The organism is Sorangiineae bacterium MSr11367, from assembly GCA_037157805.1.
Classification (GTDB): Bacteria; Myxococcota_A; Polyangia; order Polyangiales; family Polyangiaceae; genus Pendulispora; species Pendulispora rubella.
Map to the genome: position 1 here is coordinate 3,131,475 of CP089983.1, position 17,663 is coordinate 3,149,137.

Below are 17,663 nucleotides of genomic sequence, written 5' to 3' on the forward strand. Positions count from 1 at the left end.
AGGGATGGTAAAAGGGAGGATCGTGGCGGGTACCGAAGCCAACGACCTCCCGATCTTGCTCTTGAAGATTGCACGCGGCCACGAGCAGGCGTGGATCGAATCGCTGCGCAAAGCGGTGCCCAAGTCGCGCAGGCGCTTCGATCTTCCGATGCCGCCATGGGTCGACGAAGACTATCGCCAGCTGGCGCGCGGCTACCTCGCGGTGTTCGAAGAGACCGTGATGAAGACGGGCACCGTGCGGCGTGAGGCGTACATCGACAGCATCGTCGAGGGCATGCTCAAGAGCGGCGTGCCCATCGACTACTTGGTCCACGTCTCCGTGGCCTCGCAGGCCGGGCTCCTCGTCGACTGGATCGCCGAGGTTCCCCCCGAGCTGCGCCCCGCGGCCATCGATTGGCTGATGGGCTATTTCGCCGACTACATCGCCGACATGATGGGTGCCGGCGCGCGCTTCCTCGTCCGCGGGTGAATCATGGCCAACGGCACGACGACCCTCTACGAACGGGTACTCGCTTCGAGCGGCCTCTCGCGCATCTTCGTCGATGGCGTCCTTCGCCGCGCGTGTGCACGCGCCAACGTCAACGTAGACACCATGACGCCCGATGGCCTGCGCAAGGCCTTGCCGTATATCGAGGACAGCCTCCGCATTTACCTCGCGCCCACCGAGGTCGAACGCCGCGTGGGCGCCATCCGCAAACTCGCGGAATGACTAGGCCGAGCGTACGGTGCGGCGTCGCTCGATGCTTTGCCGCAGGGCAGGTGGCAGGTAGAGCGGCACGATATCGAAGCGCGCGAGCGCCTCGGCGAGCACGCCAATTTTGTCGAGGATCGGCGCGCCGCCGTCGAGCATCACGATGGGATGACCGTGCACCCAACAGAGGCCGCCCTTGCCTTCGATCAGACGAGGGTCGAACGGCTCGTGGCGCACGCGCATGCCGAGGCGACGGGCCAGCTTCTCGAGTTCCCGGAGCACCTCGGGCGGTTCCACGGAATCAGCTTAGCTCTAGGACAATCGTTGTCCAAATTAGGTGCCAACTTTGCGACCGGTCGTTCTATTTTCAAGTGCGGTCGGAAGATTTGGGGCACTATGCAAACGTCATGCGGACGCAACCGGGACCTGCAAACGCCGCCGCGATCCGCGCAGCTTTCGCAAGCGGAAAAAGAGGCGTGCACGAGGTGAACAAGGCGCTTTCCAAGGTTGCGTCGGACGACGGGATCGACGACCCTCTAGGCCACCGTGTCCGACGCGTCGCGGAGTAGCAGCAATCTTGCCCCCTTGGTGATGGGGACGGTCATCAACGACCGCTATGAAATTCGCCAGAGCCTCGGAAAAGGGGGAATGGGCGAGGTCTTTCTGGCGTACGACCGTGCCACCCAGCAGCCCGTCGCCCTGAAGATCGTGCGCGAGGAGTCGCGCATGCCTGGCGATGACGAGGCGTTGCGCCAGGAGCTTTTGCACGCCCGCTCGGTCAGTCATCCAAACGTCTGCCGGGTGCACGATCTTTCGCCCTCGGCGTACGGGCCGATCCTGGTGATGGAGCACATCACCGGACAGACCCTGCACACGCACATTCGTCGGAAAAAAGCCCAAGGCGGCTACACATCTGATGAGTTCCGCCGCCTTGCCCACGACATCGCGTCGGGCGTGGCCGCCATCCATGCCCAGGGCCTCGTCCACGGCGATCTCAAGCCGGGCAACGTCATGGTCACCTCGGATCCCGACGGAGGCCTCGGCAAGGCCATGGTCCTCGACTTCGGGTTCGCCAAAGAGCGCGCCCGCGTGATCGGGCGAAGGCCCGGCGCCCCACCCGACGGCGGCACGCCGAACTACATGGCGCCCGAGCGTATTCGGTCTGGCGGCGCCTCGCCGGAGGACGACGTCTACGCGCTCGGCCTCACGCTCTGGGAGATGTGGACCTGCCGCGTTCCCGAGCCCGGCTACAAGCCGCGCTCCAAGCCGATGCGCGCGCAGATCATGTTCGACGTGCCCGCGGGCCTGTCCATCGACGAGATCAAGCAGGTCTTCCGCTGCCTCTCGGACGATCCCCAGCAGCGCCTTCCGGCGCGGCACATGCGCTTCTTCAACCCGGTCACCCTCACGACGAACCCCATCCAGGTTCCGCGTGAGCGGCTCGATCCGGGCCCGCCCCCCGGCCGCAGCGCCACGGCGCAATTTTCGCCTGGGCAGCAGGCGCTCCTCTCGACGTACGCGACCAACGCCTCCGAGTGCGTCGGCGATCTGTACAGCCTCGAGAAGCCGACCATCACCATCGGACGTCGTTCGGACAACGACCTCGTCGTGCCCGAGGCCACGGTCAGCGGCCAGCACGCGCAGCTTCGCTGGCAGAACGGAACCTGGGTCGTCGAAGATCTGGGCTCCACCAACGGCACGTACGTCGATCACACCTACGAGCGCCGCAAGCAGGTCAACCTGATGCACGGCGGGGAAGTGCAACTCGGCGAGCTGCGTTTCAAGTTGGTGAGCTTTGCGCCCGGCAGCGTCGGTCACAAGCGCGCCCGCGTCTACCTGGCCAAACGCGACGGCCTCACGCAGCTGCTCTCGCGCGATCAACTCCTCAAGATGCTCGACGAGGAGGCCCAGTTCGCGGAGTGGGTCGATGCGCCGCTCACCGTCGCACGCTACGAGCTACGCGGGCCGAACCGCCTCGTCTCGGACCGGCCGACCATCCTCGAGATGCTCGCCTTCCGCCGCGCGGCCACCCGCGTGGTCGAACTCACGGACATGCTCCTTCTGTCGCTCATCGCCGTCACGGCAGGACGCACGGGCCCACTGCGGTTCGTCGTCGCCATGACCGGCCCCGGGCCGCAGGAAGCGCGCAACCTCGTCGAGCAGGTCGTGCAGCAAGTCCAGGTCATGCTTCCGGACGGGCTCGATCTGGTGGCGTCCATCGCGCGCTACGAACCGGGCGTCAACGTTCGGACGCTCGTCGATCCGCAGTTGTAAATGCCGCTCAAGTCGTCCCCGCCGTCAAGATTCGGGCTCGCCAAAGGCGACCCGAAAATCGGGATCCCAAAGAGCGATCCCCCCAAGCCCGACATCGAAGCCCTGGCCGCGAGCGTCGATCGCGTGGGCAAGATCCAGCTGCTCATCGTGGGGCTGCTCACGCTCGCGCTCGTTGCCATTCCGCTGTACCTGTGGCGCCGCCCTCGCTCCGACGACAACGCTCCGCCCATCCCGCGCCCCGTCGCCGTCGACACCGCGGCGGCCGCCACGGCGGACACGGCCGCACCGACGACCCCGGATGCCGGAGCCTCGGGCATCTCCCTTTCGGACATCACCGTTCTGAGCTGCCACGATCGCGGCACCCGCAAGACGGCGCCGGGCGACTGCGACCGGCTCTCCGCGATCGAAACGGCCCTTGCGGCTGCGATCGTCAAAAAGGCCGACTGTGTCCCCACCTCCGCCACCGGCGGCACCATCCAGTACGTCGCCGATGTGGGCTTCGCGAGAAGCCGTAATAAAATCGCCGTCTTGGCCCCGCGCGACGGGCGCACGTTGAAGAACGCGAAGCTTGCATCCGCATGCGCGCTCGCGGTGAAGAAAGAGCTAGCGTCGACCCCGCTCGACATTCCCCACGCGCACGAGCGTTACAAGATCGCCGTCACGGCGAACTACGCCGGCCGGTAGCAAGAACAGGCGCGTTCTGGCTTGCCGTTCGGGCGCATTGCGTCCAAGTTAGCGGCGCCCCGTGGTCAACGACATCGAAGATATTCACCCATCCGCTCGTTCTGCCGACCTCGACGACGACCATTTTCACGATGAGTGCGGCGTCTTCGGCCTCTACGGTCACCCTGAGGCCGCGAACCTCACGTACCTCGGGCTCCATGCCCTGCAACACCGCGGACAAGAGTCCGCGGGCATCGTCACCAGCGATGGCGAGCAGCTCTTCGTGCACCGCGCGATGGGCCTCGTGCAAGACGTCTTCAACCAATCGCAGCTCGAGAAACTCCCCGGCCGCTACGCGATCGGGCACGTGCGTTACTCCACCGCCGGCGGCTCCGGGCTGAAGAATGCGCAGCCCTTTGCCGTCGACTTCGCCCTCGGCTCCCTGGCCATCTGCCACAACGGCAACCTGACCAACGCGGACGAACTTCGCGCCGAGCTCGAGGCCAGCGGATCCATCTTTCAATCCTCGAGCGACAGCGAAGTCCTGATCCACCTGGTCGCACGCTCCACGCAGACCACCGTCGAAGACCGCATCTCCGACGCACTCGCCCGGGTCAAGGGCGCCTACTCGCTGCTCTTCATGACCGAGGACATGATCGTCGCCGTGCGCGATCCGCGTGGTGTGCGTCCTCTCTGTTTGGGCATCCTCCCGGGCTCGAAGCAGTCCGGCCTCCGCGACGCCCACGTCGTCGCGAGCGAGCCCACGTCGTTCGACCTCATTGGCGCCGAGTTCGTGCGCGACCTCGAGCCGGGCGAGATGCTGGTCATCGACCAAAACGGCATGCGCTCGTTGCGTCTCACCGAGAAGGCCGAGCCGCACATGTGCATCTTCGAGTACGTGTACTTTGCACGTCCCGACTCGCGCATCCAAGGTCGCTCGGTCTACGAAGTGCGCAAGTCGCTCGGCGAGGCACTCGCACGCGAGTGCGCCGTCGATGCCGACGTGGTCATCCCGGTTCCCGACTCGGGTGTGCCCTCGGCCATCGGATACGCGTCCGCGCTGAGCATCCCCTTCGAGATGGGGCTCATTCGCTCGCACTACATCGGGCGTACCTTCATCGAGCCGCAGCAGTCCATTCGCCACTTCGGTGTGCGCCTCAAGTTGAACCCCGTCGCCACCATCCTGCGCGGCAAGCGGGTCGTCGTTCTCGACGACTCCATCGTGCGCGGAACCACCTCGCGCAAAATCGTAAAGATGATCCGCGATGCGGGTGCGCGCGAAGTGCACATGCGCATCTCGAGCCCCCCGACGCAGTGGCCCTGTTACTACGGCATCGACACGCCAACCCGTCGGGAGCTCATCGCCTCCAGCCACACCGTCGAGGAAATCGCGCGCTACATCACCGCGGATTCACTCGCTTATTTGTCGCTCGACGGCATGATCCGGGCGGTCCGCGGGCCGGACGTTCGCAACGAGTCCCCCGCCGGCTACTGCCACGCGTGCTTCTCGGGCGAATACCCAATTGCTTTCACGCCGCCTGCAAACGGCAAGCGCCAGATGCGGCTCGTTGGCGTCTAAGGCACATTCCAACCGCGGAGCGCGTGGGGTGTTGCGTTGGGCCGAGGATGGTTCACTATCTGCAATAACTCCATCTGAGGCGTAAATCGTGAATCCATTTTTCAAGGTCGCTGGGTTCGTTGGTGCGGTTGGTTTTTTCTTGGTGGCGGGGCACGAGACGAGCCGCGCCGAGGGACAACCCTCCCTGGCCAACTGGACGGCGCTCGGGCGCGTGTTGGTGACCAAAGAGGGCTGTCCCAGCTGCCCGGCGAGCTTCGCGACGAGCCGGCGCCATCGCACGTTCGGCCTCACGTCCGATTCGTTCTATCCGGTCATGTTGAGCGGCCGCTTCGACGTCACCTGCTCGAACGGCACGCAGTACAACATGCTCTTGAGCTCGTCGCAGCGTAGCGGGCTCTTTCAGTTGGTCCCGAACTCCTGCGTCGACCTCGAGACCAAGGAAGTCAAACTGACGATCACCTCCGTCGGGCTCAACCCGAAGGACTCGGAGCGCAACATCGAGATCGGCGTACACGGCACCTCCTGGTAGTGCGAGGTGCCGCGGACGCGCAATTCGTGCGTTCCGCCGCGCTACTTCTTCACGGCATCGACGGCGAGGACACCGACGTCCTCGCTGCCGTGACCTCGGGCGATCAACTCGTCGAAGCGTTTGGCCAGCGCCGGTAGCACCGTCAGGGGCGCATCGCCTTGGGCGGCGGCCTCCATGATGAGGCGCACGTCTTTGCGGGCCATCGTGAGCTCGAAGCTCGGCGCGAAGTTGCCTTGCGCCATCTTTGCACCGCGGACGTCGATGGTCGATGCGGCCTTGTAGTGCTGAAACAGCGTCAGCGCCTGCTCGCCCGAAATGCCGAGCGAGCTCGCGAGGGTGAGGATGTCGGCCACGCCGCCGGTGATGGTGAGAATCATCGTGTTGCCGAACAGCTTGAACGACGCCGCGAGGTCGGGGCGCTCGCCGATCCACCAGAGATTTCCCGTCATCGGACGCAGCGCCGGCTCCAGCGCCTCGAAGGTCGCCCGCGGGCCCGAAGCAAGCATGATTCCGCCCGAATCGCGGCAGGCCTGCGGCGACATGAACACTGGCGCATGCAGAAAGGGAACGCCGCGCTCCCCGAGCCGCGCATAGCGCGCGGCCGTGCCGGCGGGCGAGGCCGTCGTATGATCGACGATGGGCGTCTTCGCATCGAGCGCCATGTCGATGCCCGCCAGGATGGCGTCCACCGCCGCATCGTCACTCACGGCAATGTGCACGCGCGACGCCCCACGCACGGCTTCGACCGGGGACGCACACGCCTCGGCGCCGACGCTTTCGAGCGCGCGCGCCTTTTCGGCCGTCCGATTCCACACGCGCACGCGCTCTCCGCGCTTGCGCATCCCTTCCACCATCCCCGCACCAATGAGGCCCGTTCCCAGATACGCGATGTGCATGGGGAGAGGGTAGAGGGTTTAGGGTTTAGGGTTTAGGGGGAAGAAGAGAGAATGAGAGGGGGGGGAAGAACGAGAGGGGGCGGGGGAAGGGAAAAATCTTCGCTCTTCACTCTCCCCTAAACCCTAAACCCTAAGATCAGGACGTGTCATTTGGCTCCATGGCGGTGGGCGCGCAGATTGCTCTGCATGAAGACGATGGCACTCTTTCCACTGCCCTGGAGGGCTCGCAACGAGCCCAAGGCCGAGCCGGCGGCCAATCCCCCGGGCCCGCCGCCCTGTGAGATCGCGCAGGTCGATCTCGACATGCTCGCCGCGGCGCGCACGGGGCGGGTGGCGTACACGCTTCCCGGCCTCGGTTGGCGCTATGGGTGACGAGGCGTGACGAGGCGTGACTAGGGGTGGCCGACGTAGTCGGCGAGCTCGAGCAGCGTGCGGAACTCGTAATCTGCGCCACCCGGGCGGCGGTGCGGCCGTTTGATGAACACCGCGGTAAGCCCCAGGCTCCGCACCACGTCCAGATCGTAATCGGCATACGCGGAGACGTGCCACCAGCTCTTGTCGAACCGCAGACCGCGTTTGCGGGCTACGTGATGCCAGAACTCGTGCGCCGGCTTGTAGACGCGCGTGTCCTCCGCGCAAAACCAGTCCGACATGGCGAAACCGAGCTGCGCCTCCACCTGCGGACGATGCACGCGATCGCTGTTGGTCATCGCGACGCACGGCGCAACGCGCATCAATCGCGCAAGGCCCTCGCGGGCATCCGAATAAAGTGCGCCCCGCCCGACGTCGTCCCCGATGGCCTTCGCCGCCACCGGATCCAGCCCGACGACCTCGATGAGACTCTCGGCCACGATGTCCGCGTACGGACGGAAAGCCCGCGACTCGAGCGCGCCTTGCGTGTCGACGATGCGGTTGAACAGATCGTCGGTGACGTCGATGCCGTCGGGTTTTGCCCGCGCAAGCGCGTCGCGCATGCCGGTGCGCCAGTCGAGGACCGTGCCGAAAATGTCGAACGTGAAGAGCGTGGGGTGCATGGTCGATGTCGGTAACTCGCAAGCGGACGCGAACATTCCGCGCGTGCGGCCGATGCTACCGATGCGAAGAAGCTATAGGCCCAATTCGTCGTAGACGCGAACACTGTGAAAGAGTCCGCTGTCGCCGCGCTCGAAGACGAGCAGCCCTTCCTTGGGTGACGTCTCGCCATCACGCAACTTCTCGGTGCGGTACTCCACGGCGCAGAGCCGCCCGTCCTCCGCCGTGGCGATGACCACGGGTACCCAGTCGTTCGCGCCGCGCTCGCTCTGCAGGGTGCGCACGTAAAAGTGGTGCAGCTCGTCGTGCTCTCGGCGGTGGATGCGCCCGGCCCCATCGCGCAGGTGCCCGCCGCTCTCGAAGCTGGCCACCAGCGCATCCGCATCACCCAGCCGCAGCGCGGCCAAATGCTCCGCCACGTCGGTGGGAAGCACGTATCCCTCTTCGGGGGCCCGCGCGGTGCGGTGGGCTTGCGCGCGCCCGAGAGGCACCGTCGCGTGGTACGTGCGGAGATCGGCCTGTCGCTCTTTGCGACGGTGCATCACGCATGCAACGGGAAGGCTGACGCGCGCGGCACCTTTCCCATCGAGCGCATCGAGCGACAGCGTTCCTTCGGTGACATCCCGTGAGGCGCCGACGATCGCGTGCGCCGGCTCGTACGACACCTTCGCGTCGGCAAAGCGCCGCGCAAGCTCCTCGAGGGTCGCAGCAATGGCCGATAACCCCGCCGCCGCGCCGACGAGGGGATCGTAGACGGTGGCGCGTTCGCCCAAGCGGTGCGCGAGCGCGCGATGCGAGAGCGCGAGCAGGGCCGGGTAATACACAGCCGCGAGCCGCCCGCGAAGTCGGAGCTCTGGAATGGTGGAACGGTCGTTTTCGTCCTCGTGCATGCGATCCGGACAAGAAGCAATCGCCGTTCTCCTTCCCGGCCCCATGGATATCCTGACATAAGGATGACAGTCGATGGGTAGGATATACCTGACATAAGGCTGACAGCGCGTGGTCCCATCATGGTTCTCATGAAGACGACGACGACGACCGAGACCGAAGCCACGAAGCCCCGCGAAGATGGCCGCAAGCTCTGGGGTCGCGTGGAGCTCTTCCAAGTCGACCTGGATGGCCTGCCCAGTTCGTACAAGGCAACGCGCGAGGGCTCGGTCTACGAGATGCCCGGCCTTGGGTGGCGTTACGGGTGACGGGCTTTGAGCTTCTCGGCTGGTTAAGCTACGGAGCTGAAATGATCGACCTGTCGCGGCTCCCCGAACGCGTGTCCATCTACGAGGTCTCTCCGAGGGATGGCCTTCAAAACGAGAAAGTCACCGTGTCGACGCCGGACAAAATCCGGCTCATCGATGCCCTGGCCCAAGCGGGCCTCCAGCGCATCGAGATCACGAGCTTCGTCTCACCGAAGTGGATTCCCCAGCTTGCCGACGCCGACGAGCTTGCGGACCACATCAAGGCGCCACCCGGTGTGACGTTTTCGGCGCTGTGCCCCAACCCGAAGGGCCTCGCGCGCGCCCAGGCGACCGGCCTCGAAGAGATTGCCGTGTTTCTCAGCTCCAGCGAGACGCACAACAAGAAGAACATCAATAAGACGATCGACGAGACGCTGCTCGAGTTCGAGGAGACCGTTCCGCCGGCACGGGCCGCAGGCATGCGCGTGCGGGGCTACGTTTCGACGGTGTGGGGTTGCCCCTACGAGGGCGATGTCGACGTCGAGCGCGCGCACGCCATCGCGATGCGGCTGATCGAGCTCGGCTGCTACCAGATTTCGCTGGGCGACACGATCGGCTGCGGCACGCCTCGCCAGACGGCGCGGATCCTGGAGCGCATGCTCAAGGACATTCCGGCGTCGAAAATCGCGATGCACATGCACGACACCCGCGGCACCGCGCTGGCGAACATCCTGGTGGGCCTTGGCATCGGGATTCGCGATTTCGATGCGTCCGTGGGCGGCCTTGGCGGGTGTCCCTACGCGCCTGGCGCAGCCGGCAATATGGCTACGGAAGACCTGGTTTACATGCTCCACGGAATGGGCATCGAGACCGGTATCGACCTCGAGAAGCTCGTTTGGGCCGGAAAGGCGGCCGAGAGCATTGTTGGGCGACCACTTCCGGGGAAAGTGCATCAATCAGGAGTGCGAAGCCTACGCGCCTAATGTGCGTAGCCAGGGGGGACTCCCGTTATCCGTCATTGATCCAACCGCGCAATCATTGCCGGCCGGCGACCCGCGTCGTGCAGATCGGTAATGTGGGTTTTCACTTCTGAACGATTCCGACGCTTCTGCCTTGCAAAAACGTCGGGGAAATCGCTGGCGGTGTCCTGGCATGGACATCGCTAAGACAGGGTGCGGCATCGCGTAGGTTGGCTCTCCCCCCCCGGGCCCCCTATGTGGTGCCGTTTTCTTTTTGTGCGCTGCGTTCTGTTAGTGTCGCGCGCACGACCATGAAACGGTTCCTTCGTTCTGCGGCAGTCGGCGTGTTTTCCCCGCTGATCGTAGCTAGCGCCTGCACCCGTACCCCTCCGGAGCCGACGTCCACTTCGGCTGCGTCGTCGAGCCCTGCGGCGCCCGCGCAGGCTGTTTCAGCCGGCCCGAGCGAGCAGCCCGCGCGCTGCATTTTGGCCACACCTGTGACACCCCCGCCCGCGGCAGCGCCTGCGCCCGCAGGCCGTTGCCCGAAGGATCCCAGCCCGAACACGCTCTCGATGGTCGACCTATCGATCGAAACCGGGCGAGGGCCGGTGCCGTTCAAGGCAGAGCTGGCGAAGACGGCGTCCGAGACCGAGCGGGGGTTGATGTACCGCACGCAAATGCCGGAAGAGCAGGGGATGATCTTCGATCTGGGGCCCCCGCGCCGGGAGCACTCGTTCTGGATGCGCAACACCTGCATCCCGCTGGACATGCTCTTCATCGACACCGACGGGCTGATCGTCGGGATTCTGGAGAACGTTCCGACGTTGAACGACGCCGAGCGCACGGTGGGTTGCCCTTCGGGTTGGGTGCTCGAGATGAACGCCGGCTGGTGCCGCCGCCACGGGGTGCGGGCCGGGCAGAGCATGAAGCTTCCCCACTGAGGCTTCCTTGTTCTAAGACGATGAACTCGATGATCTCCCTTACCCTCTCCGTTCGAGCTGTATCGTCCGCCGCCGTTCTCGCCGTTGCGCTGGCCGGCTGTAGCCGCACGCAGCCCGAGGTCGAAACGAAAAAAGATCCGGCCGCGGCGGCCCCCGCCACGGCCGCGAGCGGCGCCGAGCTGAACTCGGGGCTCGGGTCGAAGCCACCGGCCGCCGCCAAGGCGGGCGATCCGCTGGAGGGCAAGTTCACCCTCGCGGATGCCACCAAGGATATTCCGGGTACGGGCGCCCTCATCGCGACGATGGACACGAGCGAGGGCGAGCTCAAATGCAAGCTGCTCGAGGACAAAGCCCCCACGACGGTGGCCAACTTCGTCGGCCTCGCCACGGGCGCGCGCACCTGGCAGGACCCGAAGGGAGCCTGGGTCAACCGCCCCGCCTACGACGGGACGACGTTCCACCGCATCATCAAGGGCTTCATGATCCAGGGCGGTGACGCCAAGGGCAACGGCAGCGGCGAGCCGGGCTACGTCATCCCCGACGAGAAGTGGGCGGGCGGCAAGCACGATCGCGCGGGCCTTCTCTGCATGGCCAACCGCGGTCCGAACACGAACGGCGCGCAGTTCTTCATCACCGACGCTGCAGCCGCGCACCTCGACGTGAGCTACACGATTTTCGGCGAGTGCTCGCCGGTCGACACGATCCACAAGATCGCCGGCGTCAAGGTCCGCGGCGAATCGCCGGAGACCCCGGTGACGATCAAGAGCGTCAAGGTCGCGCGTGAGAAGCCGGGCAAAGCCGGCGCCAAGGACGCGGCGAAGTAAGAGAGAGAGGATCGGGCACGGGCACGGGCTCGATCTTCTTCCTCTCTCAGTGCCCAAATCTTCCAGTAAGCGTGCCCTGCCCAAGCAGATGCCCATTCATCGCCTTCATGACGTCGGCACTCTGCGTGCCGTCTTTCGCGTTGAGGGCAGTATCCAGTGCGTAGAGCGTAAAGCGGTAATGGTGCTCCGTGCTCTTGGGCGGGCAGGGCCCGTTGTAGCGTAGGGTATCGAAGTCGTTGCGGCCGATGCGGCCCCCTTCCTTGACGGGATCGGCACCCTCGCGGAGGGCGCGCAACTCGGGCGGAAGATTGAAGGCAATGAAGTGCGTGAACGTTCCCGCGGGCGCATCGGGATCGTCGACGATGAGCGAGAGGGAGCGCGTGCCGGGGGGCGGGGCGCTCCAGATCAAGCCGGGGAAGACGTCTTTCCCATCACACCCGGCATCAACGGGGATGGGACCGCCTTCCGTAAAGGCCTGACTGGTGACCGCAATGGTGGCGACCGTGACGCCCGGGGCCGGGGTCGGAGCGAGGCCTCCTACCGATTTGCAGGCCATCGTGCTGCACGCTGCCGCGAGCAGGATGGCGAGGTTCGATGAGAAGTAACGCATGTCGCTCAGTGTGCACCCGTCCTTCCGCGCATCGACATCTTGAAAAAAAATAAGAGCGATGCTTCCAGCTCGGCCGAGTACGATCGCGGACACATGCAGAGGCTCTCAACGTTCCTGGTGAGCGTCGCGCTCGCCGGCCCCATCGTGACCTCGGCCTCGCGCGCCGATGCGTTCTGCCGAACGATGACCGGGCGCGACCCGAGCGATCCGACGGTCAAAGGGAACAAGTGCGACTCGTGGAATGCGGCGGTGGAGGGCTCGTGTTGCCCCTACGGCAAGCCGCTCTACTGGAAGAACGCATGCGTCGGATTCAGCCTGCAAAAGGATGCGAGCAACCAAGTATCCCTGAACGACGCCGAGCAGGCGCTCATTACCGCGTTCAACAAATGGACGGGCACGAGCTGCCCCACCGATGGCGTCGGTCCCTCGCGCGTGAGCATCGACGTGCGCTACCTCGGCCCGGTCAACTGCGGCACCGTGAAGTTCAACGACAACGGCCCGAATCAACATGTCATCGTTTTTCGCGATGGCGAGTGGAACCACGTCGACTCGAACAACACGCTGGGGCTGACCAGCGTGCAGTACAACCCGCAGACCGGCGAGATCCTCGATGCGGACATGGAGCTCAACACCGCACAGCAAACGCTGACGGTGCGCGATCCCATTCCGCCCGCCGGTTACGATCTCGCGAGCATCGTCACGCACGAGGCAGGACACTTTCTCGGCCTGGCGCACTCCCTCGATGACCACGCCACGATGTACGCGCAGTACCGTCCCGGCTCCACGCACATGCGCAACCTCACCCCGGACGACGTCTCGGGCATCTGCGGTTCGTACCTCCCCAACGGCCAACGCGGCAACAGCGACCCTCCGGTGGAGGCCCTCGCCTGCGATCCCACGCCGGCGGGCGGCTACACCTTGGAGTGCGGCGGCGAATCCTCCAAAGGCTGCGCCGTGTCCTCGTTCTCTTCGTTCTCCCGCGCCGGGTCGGACTCGCCGGAGACAGCCTCGCAGGACGATCGCTCGGCAAGCTTCGCGGTAGCGATGGCGTCGTTCCTGGCAGTGGGCCTCGTCGTCACGCGCCGCCGAGCCCCCCGACGCGCCTAGTCCGGTTGGTACACCACGGATTGCGTGCCCTCGGCGAAGTAGTACTGCGCCGCCGGGCCGCCCCGGTCGAAGGTCATCGCGCCGAAGAGATTCCACGCGATGCCCCAGATGGCCGCGACTTGGAACGCCAACCCCGGCTTGCGCCCGCTCAAGGCGAGCATGATGAACAGGAGAATCGCGTAGTCGTTGGAAAAGCGATATCCGAATTGGAGCCAGCCGCTATTTTGATAAAGGGCATTCATCAATGCGCAGACCACGGCGGTCACGGCCAGAGAGCCATAGAGCCACGTGGCCTTCTTGGGCCGAAAGAGCCAAAAATAGAGCGGCGTGGTGAACCAAAGCGCCAGCCCATGCAAATTGATCTGAAATGGCGGCGCTCCGTGCGGGCGCGTGCCCGCCGGCGGGAACCAGGGGAGGCTCGTCAGCATGATGCCCAGGTTCTTTGCCAAATAATGGTATCCGAAGAGGCCCCATTTATCGATGCGCGGACGCCACCGGATGCCGAGGAACTCGTGCCCCGCAAATGGACTCGCCGTGTGAAAGCGCGTGCTGTTCATCCAGCTCAGGATCGCGAAGGCCCCCAGAATAGGGATCGCGAAGGGAATGCACTTGCGCAGAAAGGCGCCGGCGTCGAGCCGACGCAACGTCTCGCGCGCCCGTTCGACGAAGGTGCCCTCCGCGGGCAGGCCACCCTTGGCCTCGCACGAGACGCGCACCGCTTCGAGTGCAAAGAAGATCGACGTCAGCAAAAGGGTCGGACGTGTGGCCCAGCCGCAGGCGCAGAGGAGGCCCGCGAGCCATGGGCGCTTCGCATCGATGGCCACCAACATGTACGCGGCGGCGAGCCCCACGCCGACGACGTGCGCTGCGAACCACACCGTGCCTTGCACCGCCGTGAAAAAGTAGACCGTGCCGAAGGCGAAGAGCAGCGCGAGCGTGGCGTTGAACGTTTCGCCCCACTCCGACCGCCCCTGATCGCGCAGCTTTTCCAAGATGAGAAAGAGCAGCGCCGGCCCGATGCCCGCGAGCCAGATGATGAACTGCCCATCGCGAAAGGCCTCGGGCGAACCCGCGATGGCCACGAACGGCAGCATGAGCACGGCAGGGAAGGGCGGAAAGGAGATGTACGTCTTTCCTTCGAACTCGGCGAAGTCGTTGCCCTGCGCGTAGTGCGGCGCGCCCCCCGGCAGATCCTGACGGCCGTGAAGCCACGCGTTGGCCACGAGCGCGTAGTGGTTGAAGGGCGTGTGCTCTGCGATGCGCTGCTTGCCCGCGACGATGGCGAAGACCACCACGCAGGCGAGGTAGATGCCGAGCGCCACGATGCGCCGGCGCGCCCGCGTGCCGGGACGGAGCCACCGCGGAAGGGTGCTCTCGCTCTCGCGCTCCTTCTCGCTCGTCGTGCTGGTCGTGGCCGTGCTTGAAGGGTGCTCGGTTTGCGTCTCCTCTTGGATCTCCGTCTCGCTCATCGCGCGACGGACCGTACTACAGCCGCTAGGGCTCCCGACGCGTAAGCTGCTTCGCATGTAAGTTAGCGGGGCCGTGCACCTACGTACGCAATCCTCCGCGGATTCATTCGACAAAGTGCGCGTTTGTCCGCGCTCCGTTCGCTCCTTCGGCGTGGGGGTAGGTGGCACGTTCCTTGTAGACCGCACCCCAACAAGCCGGCTTTGGAGCGGCTGCAAAAAGGTCCAGGACGAGAATGGCACTTCCCTTCGACGAGACCCACGGCGCACGCGACGCGCGCGCCATCGCGATTCTGGCCAAGACGATTTACCGAGAGCTTCGCGCGAGCGGCTACGCCGAGCGCGATGTGATCGCCCTCGCCGGCGAGTTGGTCGGCATGGTGGCGAGCGACGTGAAAAAAGCCCCTCAAAAGCCGTGATGCCCGTGTGACCGCGCGCTCGGTCGCTGTCGGAGAATTGACACGCTGGCAACACACCCCGAGAATGCGGCGTTGAAGCGTTCGAACGCGGTCTAACCTACGGGTTCATTGGGCCGCCGCATTCGGTGTCTTCTTCCGAGGGACAATGTTCTCGATCGTGATCAGCGAAAAAGGAGGCTCCGAGCGTAAGGAGACCTTCGACAAGAATGAGATCAACGTCGGCCGCGTGCAGGGCAACGATCTCATGCTCCCCAAGGGGAACGTCTCCAAGCATCATGCGCGGCTGCTTTATCGCGATGGTCGGTTCATCGTTACGGACCTCAAGAGTACGAACGGCACGTACGTCAACGGGCGCAAAATTGCCCAAGCCACCATCGTCCGCGAGGGCGACAAGATTTACATCGGCGACTTCGTTCTTCGCCTGATCACCTCCGAAGAGGCCCTCGCAGCCGATGGCACCGGTGGTGCGCCCGACGACGGTCGCAGCCTTCAGCGTACGGGGCCCGGCAACAACGCGGGCGGTCGTCCCGCGGGGATGCCGCCGCTCCCGGCCGATACGTCGATGCCGGGGCCGGGTGGAGCCTTCCCGCCACTCGATGCATCGGCTCCTCCGGGGCTCGGGGCCTCGCCTCCGCCGCCGCCGCCCGGCTTGGGGTTGTCGCCGGCTCCCGGTATGGGCGCGCCGCCGCCGCCCGGTCTCGGTGCGCCTCCGCCTCCTGGTCTCGGTGCGCCACCTCCGCCGCCCGGCCTTTCGCCGCTGGGCCACTCGCCGTTCGACGCGCTTCCGCGCGACAACGAGCCGGCCGCGGTGCCTCCGCCTCCTGGTCTCGGTGCACCCCCGCCGGGGCTGGCCACGGCTCCTCCGGCCGCGGGAGCGCCGCCATTCCCGGGCGCCGCACCGATGGCTCCTATTCCGGCGCCGCCGCCTTCGGCCGGTGGTGGCGCGGTCGCGCAAGCGGCCGCGAGCGCTCCTGCAATTGCGCGCTTTCCCGCGCCTGCTCGGCTGCCGAACACGCTGGCCTCGGCCGGTGCGCCGGCCCCGGCGCCTGGCGCGCCCGCATCGGTTCAAGCCCGTGCTCCGGGACCGGGAACCGCGCCCCTTCCTTCCACGCCGAGCCAAGGTCTCGCGCGCACGCCCGCGGGAGGCGGCCCGGCCAGCCCTGGCCAGCAGGTGCCGCTGCCGCGGCCGTCCGGCCCTGGGAGCGGAGTTCCCTCGCGGCTTCCGCCGCGTGAAACGCCTGCGCAAGCCGCCAAGCGCCTCGCCCTCGTGACGCTCATCGATCGCATCGCCGATGCGACCGACTTGAGCGCGCTCAATGCGTCCATCTTCGTTGACGAGCAGGTCGTCGATCGATTGGGCCGCACCGCGCGCGAGCAAGCCACCGCGATGCAGAGCGACGGGGAAATCCCCGAAGGGCTCGACGCCGATACGTTGGTCGGCGATGCCATGGCCGAGCTCACGGGCTTCGGGCCCGTCGGCACCTTGCTCGACGACGACGACGTCAGCGAGATCCACTGCCTGCGGTACGACCACGTCCTCGCCGTGCGCGGGGGCACCTTCGCCGCGTCGGACGTGCCGCTCACCAGCGACGAAGCGCTCCGGCGCATCGTGTGGCGCCTCGTGCAAAAGTCCGACGATCCGCCGCGTCCGGGGGAAAGCGTCATCGAGCGTCGCCTGTCGCGCGTCGCCAACATGATCGCGCTCGTGCCACCCGCGTCCTCGAGCCATGCTCTGGTCATCCGCAAACGCCGCCGGCTCGACCTGAGCCTCGACGACTTCGTGCGCCTCGGCGGCCTCTCGCGTGCGATGGCGACCTTCCTGGAGAACTGCCTCCAGGCCCACGCCAACGTGCTCGTGACCGGTCCGAGCAGCCTCGCGGCCTCGTCGTTCCTGGCCGCGCTCACCTCGGCGAGCCCCGCCGGCGAGCGCATCTGCGTCCTTCAAGAGGTGGACGAGTTCTTCGTCCCCAACGCACACGTCACGTCGATCGTTCTTTCCGACGTGCATGCACGCGGTGAAGAAGCGGTGCGCGTAGCCTCGAAGATCCATCCCGATCGCGTCGTCGTCTCGCAGCTCGCGGGGCACGTGGCCGTGGCCACCTTGGACGCGATTGCCGAAGGCACCGGCGGCGTTCTCGCCGCCTCCGTGGCGCCGTCGCTTCGACAGGGTGTCTCGCGCCTCGTGGCGCAGGTCACCTCCTTGCGGCCGGGCACCAGCCTGGACGCAGCCCGTGAGATCGTGGGCGAAGCCTTCGACATCGCCGTCGAAGTCGTACCCACCGCCGACGGGCGCCATCGTTTGCTGCGCCTCGCCGAATTCGCGGGCTCCGACGCCAAGGGCGTCGTCGTCCGCGACATCTTCACCGCGGCCGACGGGGGCGACGGCACCTTCAACGCGACGGGCGTCGTTCCGCGCGTGGTGGCGGAGTTCGGCAACCGCGGCGTCAAGGTCGACCCGAATCTCTTCAAGCGAGCGGCGTCTCGCGCGTAAAAAGAAA

20 protein-coding genes are annotated in these 17,663 nt (G+C 65.9%); 14 read left to right on the top strand and 6 right to left on the bottom strand.

The genetic code is table 11. The features are described 5' to 3' along the window. The first annotated feature begins 22 nt into the window (after positions 1 to 22). Together LVJ94_12575 and LVJ94_12580 are read left to right on the top strand one after the other, a co-directional pair. The gene (locus tag LVJ94_12575) at positions 23 to 469 is read left to right on the top strand and encodes a hypothetical protein (protein ID WXB08064.1); all 447 of its coding nucleotides are present in this window, start codon (positions 23 to 25) and stop codon (positions 467 to 469) included. Positions 470 to 472: 3 nt separating this feature from the next. Beyond that, positions 473 to 709: a hypothetical protein gene (locus LVJ94_12580; GenBank protein ID WXB08065.1), complete on the top strand. Its 237-nt coding sequence runs from the start codon at positions 473 to 475 to the stop codon at positions 707 to 709. On the opposite strand, the gene LVJ94_12585 is transcribed toward LVJ94_12580, so the two are convergent. Beyond that, positions 710 to 988: a hypothetical protein gene (locus LVJ94_12585; GenBank protein WXB08066.1), complete on the bottom strand. Its 279-nt coding sequence runs from the start codon at positions 986 to 988 to the stop codon at positions 710 to 712. Positions 989 to 1,237: 249 nt separating this feature from the next. On the opposite strand from LVJ94_12585, the gene LVJ94_12590 reads away from it, so the two are divergent. From LVJ94_12590 to LVJ94_12605, 4 genes are all read left to right on the top strand, one after another. Continuing rightward, positions 1,238 to 2,965, top strand: a complete 1,728-nt coding sequence (locus LVJ94_12590) for a protein kinase (protein ID WXB08067.1) — start codon at positions 1,238 to 1,240, stop codon at positions 2,963 to 2,965. Continuing rightward, positions 2,966 to 3,649 (top strand): hypothetical protein, encoded by a 684-nt coding sequence (locus LVJ94_12595; GenBank protein WXB08068.1) that lies wholly within the window; start codon positions 2,966 to 2,968, stop codon positions 3,647 to 3,649. An 82-nt stretch (positions 3,650 to 3,731) separates the two neighbouring features. Then, the gene (purF, locus tag LVJ94_12600) at positions 3,732 to 5,207 is read left to right on the top strand and encodes an amidophosphoribosyltransferase (protein WXB10712.1); all 1,476 of its coding nucleotides are present in this window, start codon (positions 3,732 to 3,734) and stop codon (positions 5,205 to 5,207) included. A gap of 88 nt (positions 5,208 to 5,295) precedes the next feature. Continuing rightward, positions 5,296 to 5,736 (top strand): hypothetical protein, encoded by a 441-nt coding sequence (locus LVJ94_12605; GenBank protein ID WXB08069.1) that lies wholly within the window; start codon positions 5,296 to 5,298, stop codon positions 5,734 to 5,736. A gap of 41 nt (positions 5,737 to 5,777) precedes the next feature. Here LVJ94_12605 and LVJ94_12610 read toward each other — a convergent pair whose 3' ends face one another. Beyond that, complete coding sequence (locus LVJ94_12610; protein WXB08070.1) at positions 5,778 to 6,632, bottom strand: NAD(P)-dependent oxidoreductase; 855 nt, start codon at positions 6,630 to 6,632, stop codon at positions 5,778 to 5,780. 186 nt (positions 6,633 to 6,818) lie between these two features. Here LVJ94_12610 and LVJ94_12615 point away from each other — a divergent pair, with 186 nt between their 5' ends. Then, on the top strand, positions 6,819 to 7,004 hold the full coding sequence (locus LVJ94_12615) for a hypothetical protein (GenBank protein WXB08071.1): 186 nt from the start codon (positions 6,819 to 6,821) through the stop codon (positions 7,002 to 7,004). A 20-nt stretch (positions 7,005 to 7,024) separates the two neighbouring features. On the opposite strand, the gene LVJ94_12620 is transcribed toward LVJ94_12615, so the two are convergent. Together LVJ94_12620 and LVJ94_12625 are read right to left on the bottom strand one after the other, a co-directional pair. Beyond that, complete coding sequence (locus tag LVJ94_12620; GenBank protein ID WXB08072.1) at positions 7,025 to 7,666, bottom strand: hypothetical protein; 642 nt, start codon at positions 7,664 to 7,666, stop codon at positions 7,025 to 7,027. A 72-nt stretch (positions 7,667 to 7,738) separates the two neighbouring features. After that, on the bottom strand, positions 7,739 to 8,554 hold the full coding sequence (locus LVJ94_12625) for a hypothetical protein (protein WXB08073.1): 816 nt from the start codon (positions 8,552 to 8,554) through the stop codon (positions 7,739 to 7,741). A 120-nt stretch (positions 8,555 to 8,674) separates the two neighbouring features. Between LVJ94_12625 and LVJ94_12630 the strand changes: the two genes are divergently transcribed. The 4 genes from LVJ94_12630 to LVJ94_12645 all read left to right on the top strand — a co-directional run bounded on the left by LVJ94_12630 (position 8,675) and on the right by LVJ94_12645 (position 11,563). Next, positions 8,675 to 8,860, top strand: a complete 186-nt coding sequence (locus LVJ94_12630; GenBank protein ID WXB08074.1) for a hypothetical protein — start codon at positions 8,675 to 8,677, stop codon at positions 8,858 to 8,860. Positions 8,861 to 8,901: 41 nt separating this feature from the next. Further along, positions 8,902 to 9,822: a hydroxymethylglutaryl-CoA lyase gene (locus LVJ94_12635; GenBank protein ID WXB08075.1), complete on the top strand. Its 921-nt coding sequence runs from the start codon at positions 8,902 to 8,904 to the stop codon at positions 9,820 to 9,822. Between the two features lie 287 nt (positions 9,823 to 10,109). After that, a complete protein-coding gene (locus tag LVJ94_12640) occupies positions 10,110 to 10,739 on the top strand; it encodes a DUF192 domain-containing protein (GenBank protein ID WXB08076.1) in 630 nt (209 codons plus the stop codon). A 29-nt stretch (positions 10,740 to 10,768) separates the two neighbouring features. After that, complete coding sequence (locus tag LVJ94_12645) at positions 10,769 to 11,563, top strand: peptidylprolyl isomerase (protein ID WXB08077.1); 795 nt, start codon at positions 10,769 to 10,771, stop codon at positions 11,561 to 11,563. A gap of 46 nt (positions 11,564 to 11,609) precedes the next feature. Here the strand turns inward: LVJ94_12645 and LVJ94_12650 are convergent, their stop codons facing one another. After that, on the bottom strand, positions 11,610 to 12,173 hold the full coding sequence (locus tag LVJ94_12650) for a YbhB/YbcL family Raf kinase inhibitor-like protein (protein WXB08078.1): 564 nt from the start codon (positions 12,171 to 12,173) through the stop codon (positions 11,610 to 11,612). Between the two features lie 93 nt (positions 12,174 to 12,266). Here LVJ94_12650 and LVJ94_12655 point away from each other — a divergent pair, with 93 nt between their 5' ends. Further along, positions 12,267 to 13,280 (top strand): matrixin family metalloprotease, encoded by a 1,014-nt coding sequence (locus LVJ94_12655; protein ID WXB08079.1) that lies wholly within the window; start codon positions 12,267 to 12,269, stop codon positions 13,278 to 13,280. On the opposite strand, the gene LVJ94_12660 is transcribed toward LVJ94_12655, so the two are convergent. Beyond that, positions 13,277 to 14,749 carry a hypothetical protein gene (locus LVJ94_12660; GenBank protein WXB08080.1) on the bottom strand — a complete coding sequence of 491 codons (1,473 nt, stop codon included), beginning with the start codon at positions 14,747 to 14,749 and terminating at the stop codon, positions 13,277 to 13,279. The genes LVJ94_12655 and LVJ94_12660 overlap by 4 nt on opposite strands. 233 nt (positions 14,750 to 14,982) lie before the next feature. Between LVJ94_12660 and LVJ94_12665 the strand changes: the two genes are divergently transcribed. Beyond that, entirely contained in the window at positions 14,983 to 15,165 is a 183-nt protein-coding gene (locus LVJ94_12665) for a hypothetical protein (protein WXB08081.1), read from the top strand. A 145-nt stretch (positions 15,166 to 15,310) separates the two neighbouring features. Further along, positions 15,311 to 17,656 carry a Flp pilus assembly complex ATPase component TadA gene (gene tadA / locus LVJ94_12670; GenBank protein ID WXB08082.1) on the top strand — a complete coding sequence of 782 codons (2,346 nt, stop codon included), beginning with the start codon at positions 15,311 to 15,313 and terminating at the stop codon, positions 17,654 to 17,656. Positions 17,657 to 17,663 lie beyond the last annotated feature (7 nt).

Coding starts and splice junctions, on each gene's coding strand:
- LVJ94_12580 (WXB08065.1), top strand. CDS start 473: ATGGCCAACGGCACGACGACCCTCTACGAACGGGTACTCGCTTCGAGC.
- LVJ94_12595 (WXB08068.1), top strand. CDS start 2,966: ATGCCGCTCAAGTCGTCCCCGCCGTCAAGATTCGGGCTCGCCAAAGGC.
- LVJ94_12610 (WXB08070.1), bottom strand. CDS start 6,632: ATGCACATCGCGTATCTGGGAACGGGCCTCATTGGTGCGGGGATGGTG.
- LVJ94_12615 (WXB08071.1), top strand. CDS start 6,819: ATGAAGACGATGGCACTCTTTCCACTGCCCTGGAGGGCTCGCAACGAG.
- LVJ94_12620 (WXB08072.1), bottom strand. CDS start 7,666: ATGCACCCCACGCTCTTCACGTTCGACATTTTCGGCACGGTCCTCGAC.
- LVJ94_12625 (WXB08073.1), bottom strand. CDS start 8,554: ATGCACGAGGACGAAAACGACCGTTCCACCATTCCAGAGCTCCGACTT.
- LVJ94_12630 (WXB08074.1), top strand. CDS start 8,675: ATGGTTCTCATGAAGACGACGACGACGACCGAGACCGAAGCCACGAAG.
- LVJ94_12635 (WXB08075.1), top strand. CDS start 8,902: ATGATCGACCTGTCGCGGCTCCCCGAACGCGTGTCCATCTACGAGGTC.
- LVJ94_12640 (WXB08076.1), top strand. CDS start 10,110: ATGAAACGGTTCCTTCGTTCTGCGGCAGTCGGCGTGTTTTCCCCGCTG.
- LVJ94_12645 (WXB08077.1), top strand. CDS start 10,769: ATGATCTCCCTTACCCTCTCCGTTCGAGCTGTATCGTCCGCCGCCGTT.
- LVJ94_12650 (WXB08078.1), bottom strand. CDS start 12,173: ATGCGTTACTTCTCATCGAACCTCGCCATCCTGCTCGCGGCAGCGTGC.
- LVJ94_12655 (WXB08079.1), top strand. CDS start 12,267: ATGCAGAGGCTCTCAACGTTCCTGGTGAGCGTCGCGCTCGCCGGCCCC.
- LVJ94_12660 (WXB08080.1), bottom strand. CDS start 14,749: ATGAGCGAGACGGAGATCCAAGAGGAGACGCAAACCGAGCACCCTTCA.
- LVJ94_12665 (WXB08081.1), top strand. CDS start 14,983: ATGGCACTTCCCTTCGACGAGACCCACGGCGCACGCGACGCGCGCGCC.
- tadA (WXB08082.1), top strand. CDS start 15,311: ATGTTCTCGATCGTGATCAGCGAAAAAGGAGGCTCCGAGCGTAAGGAG.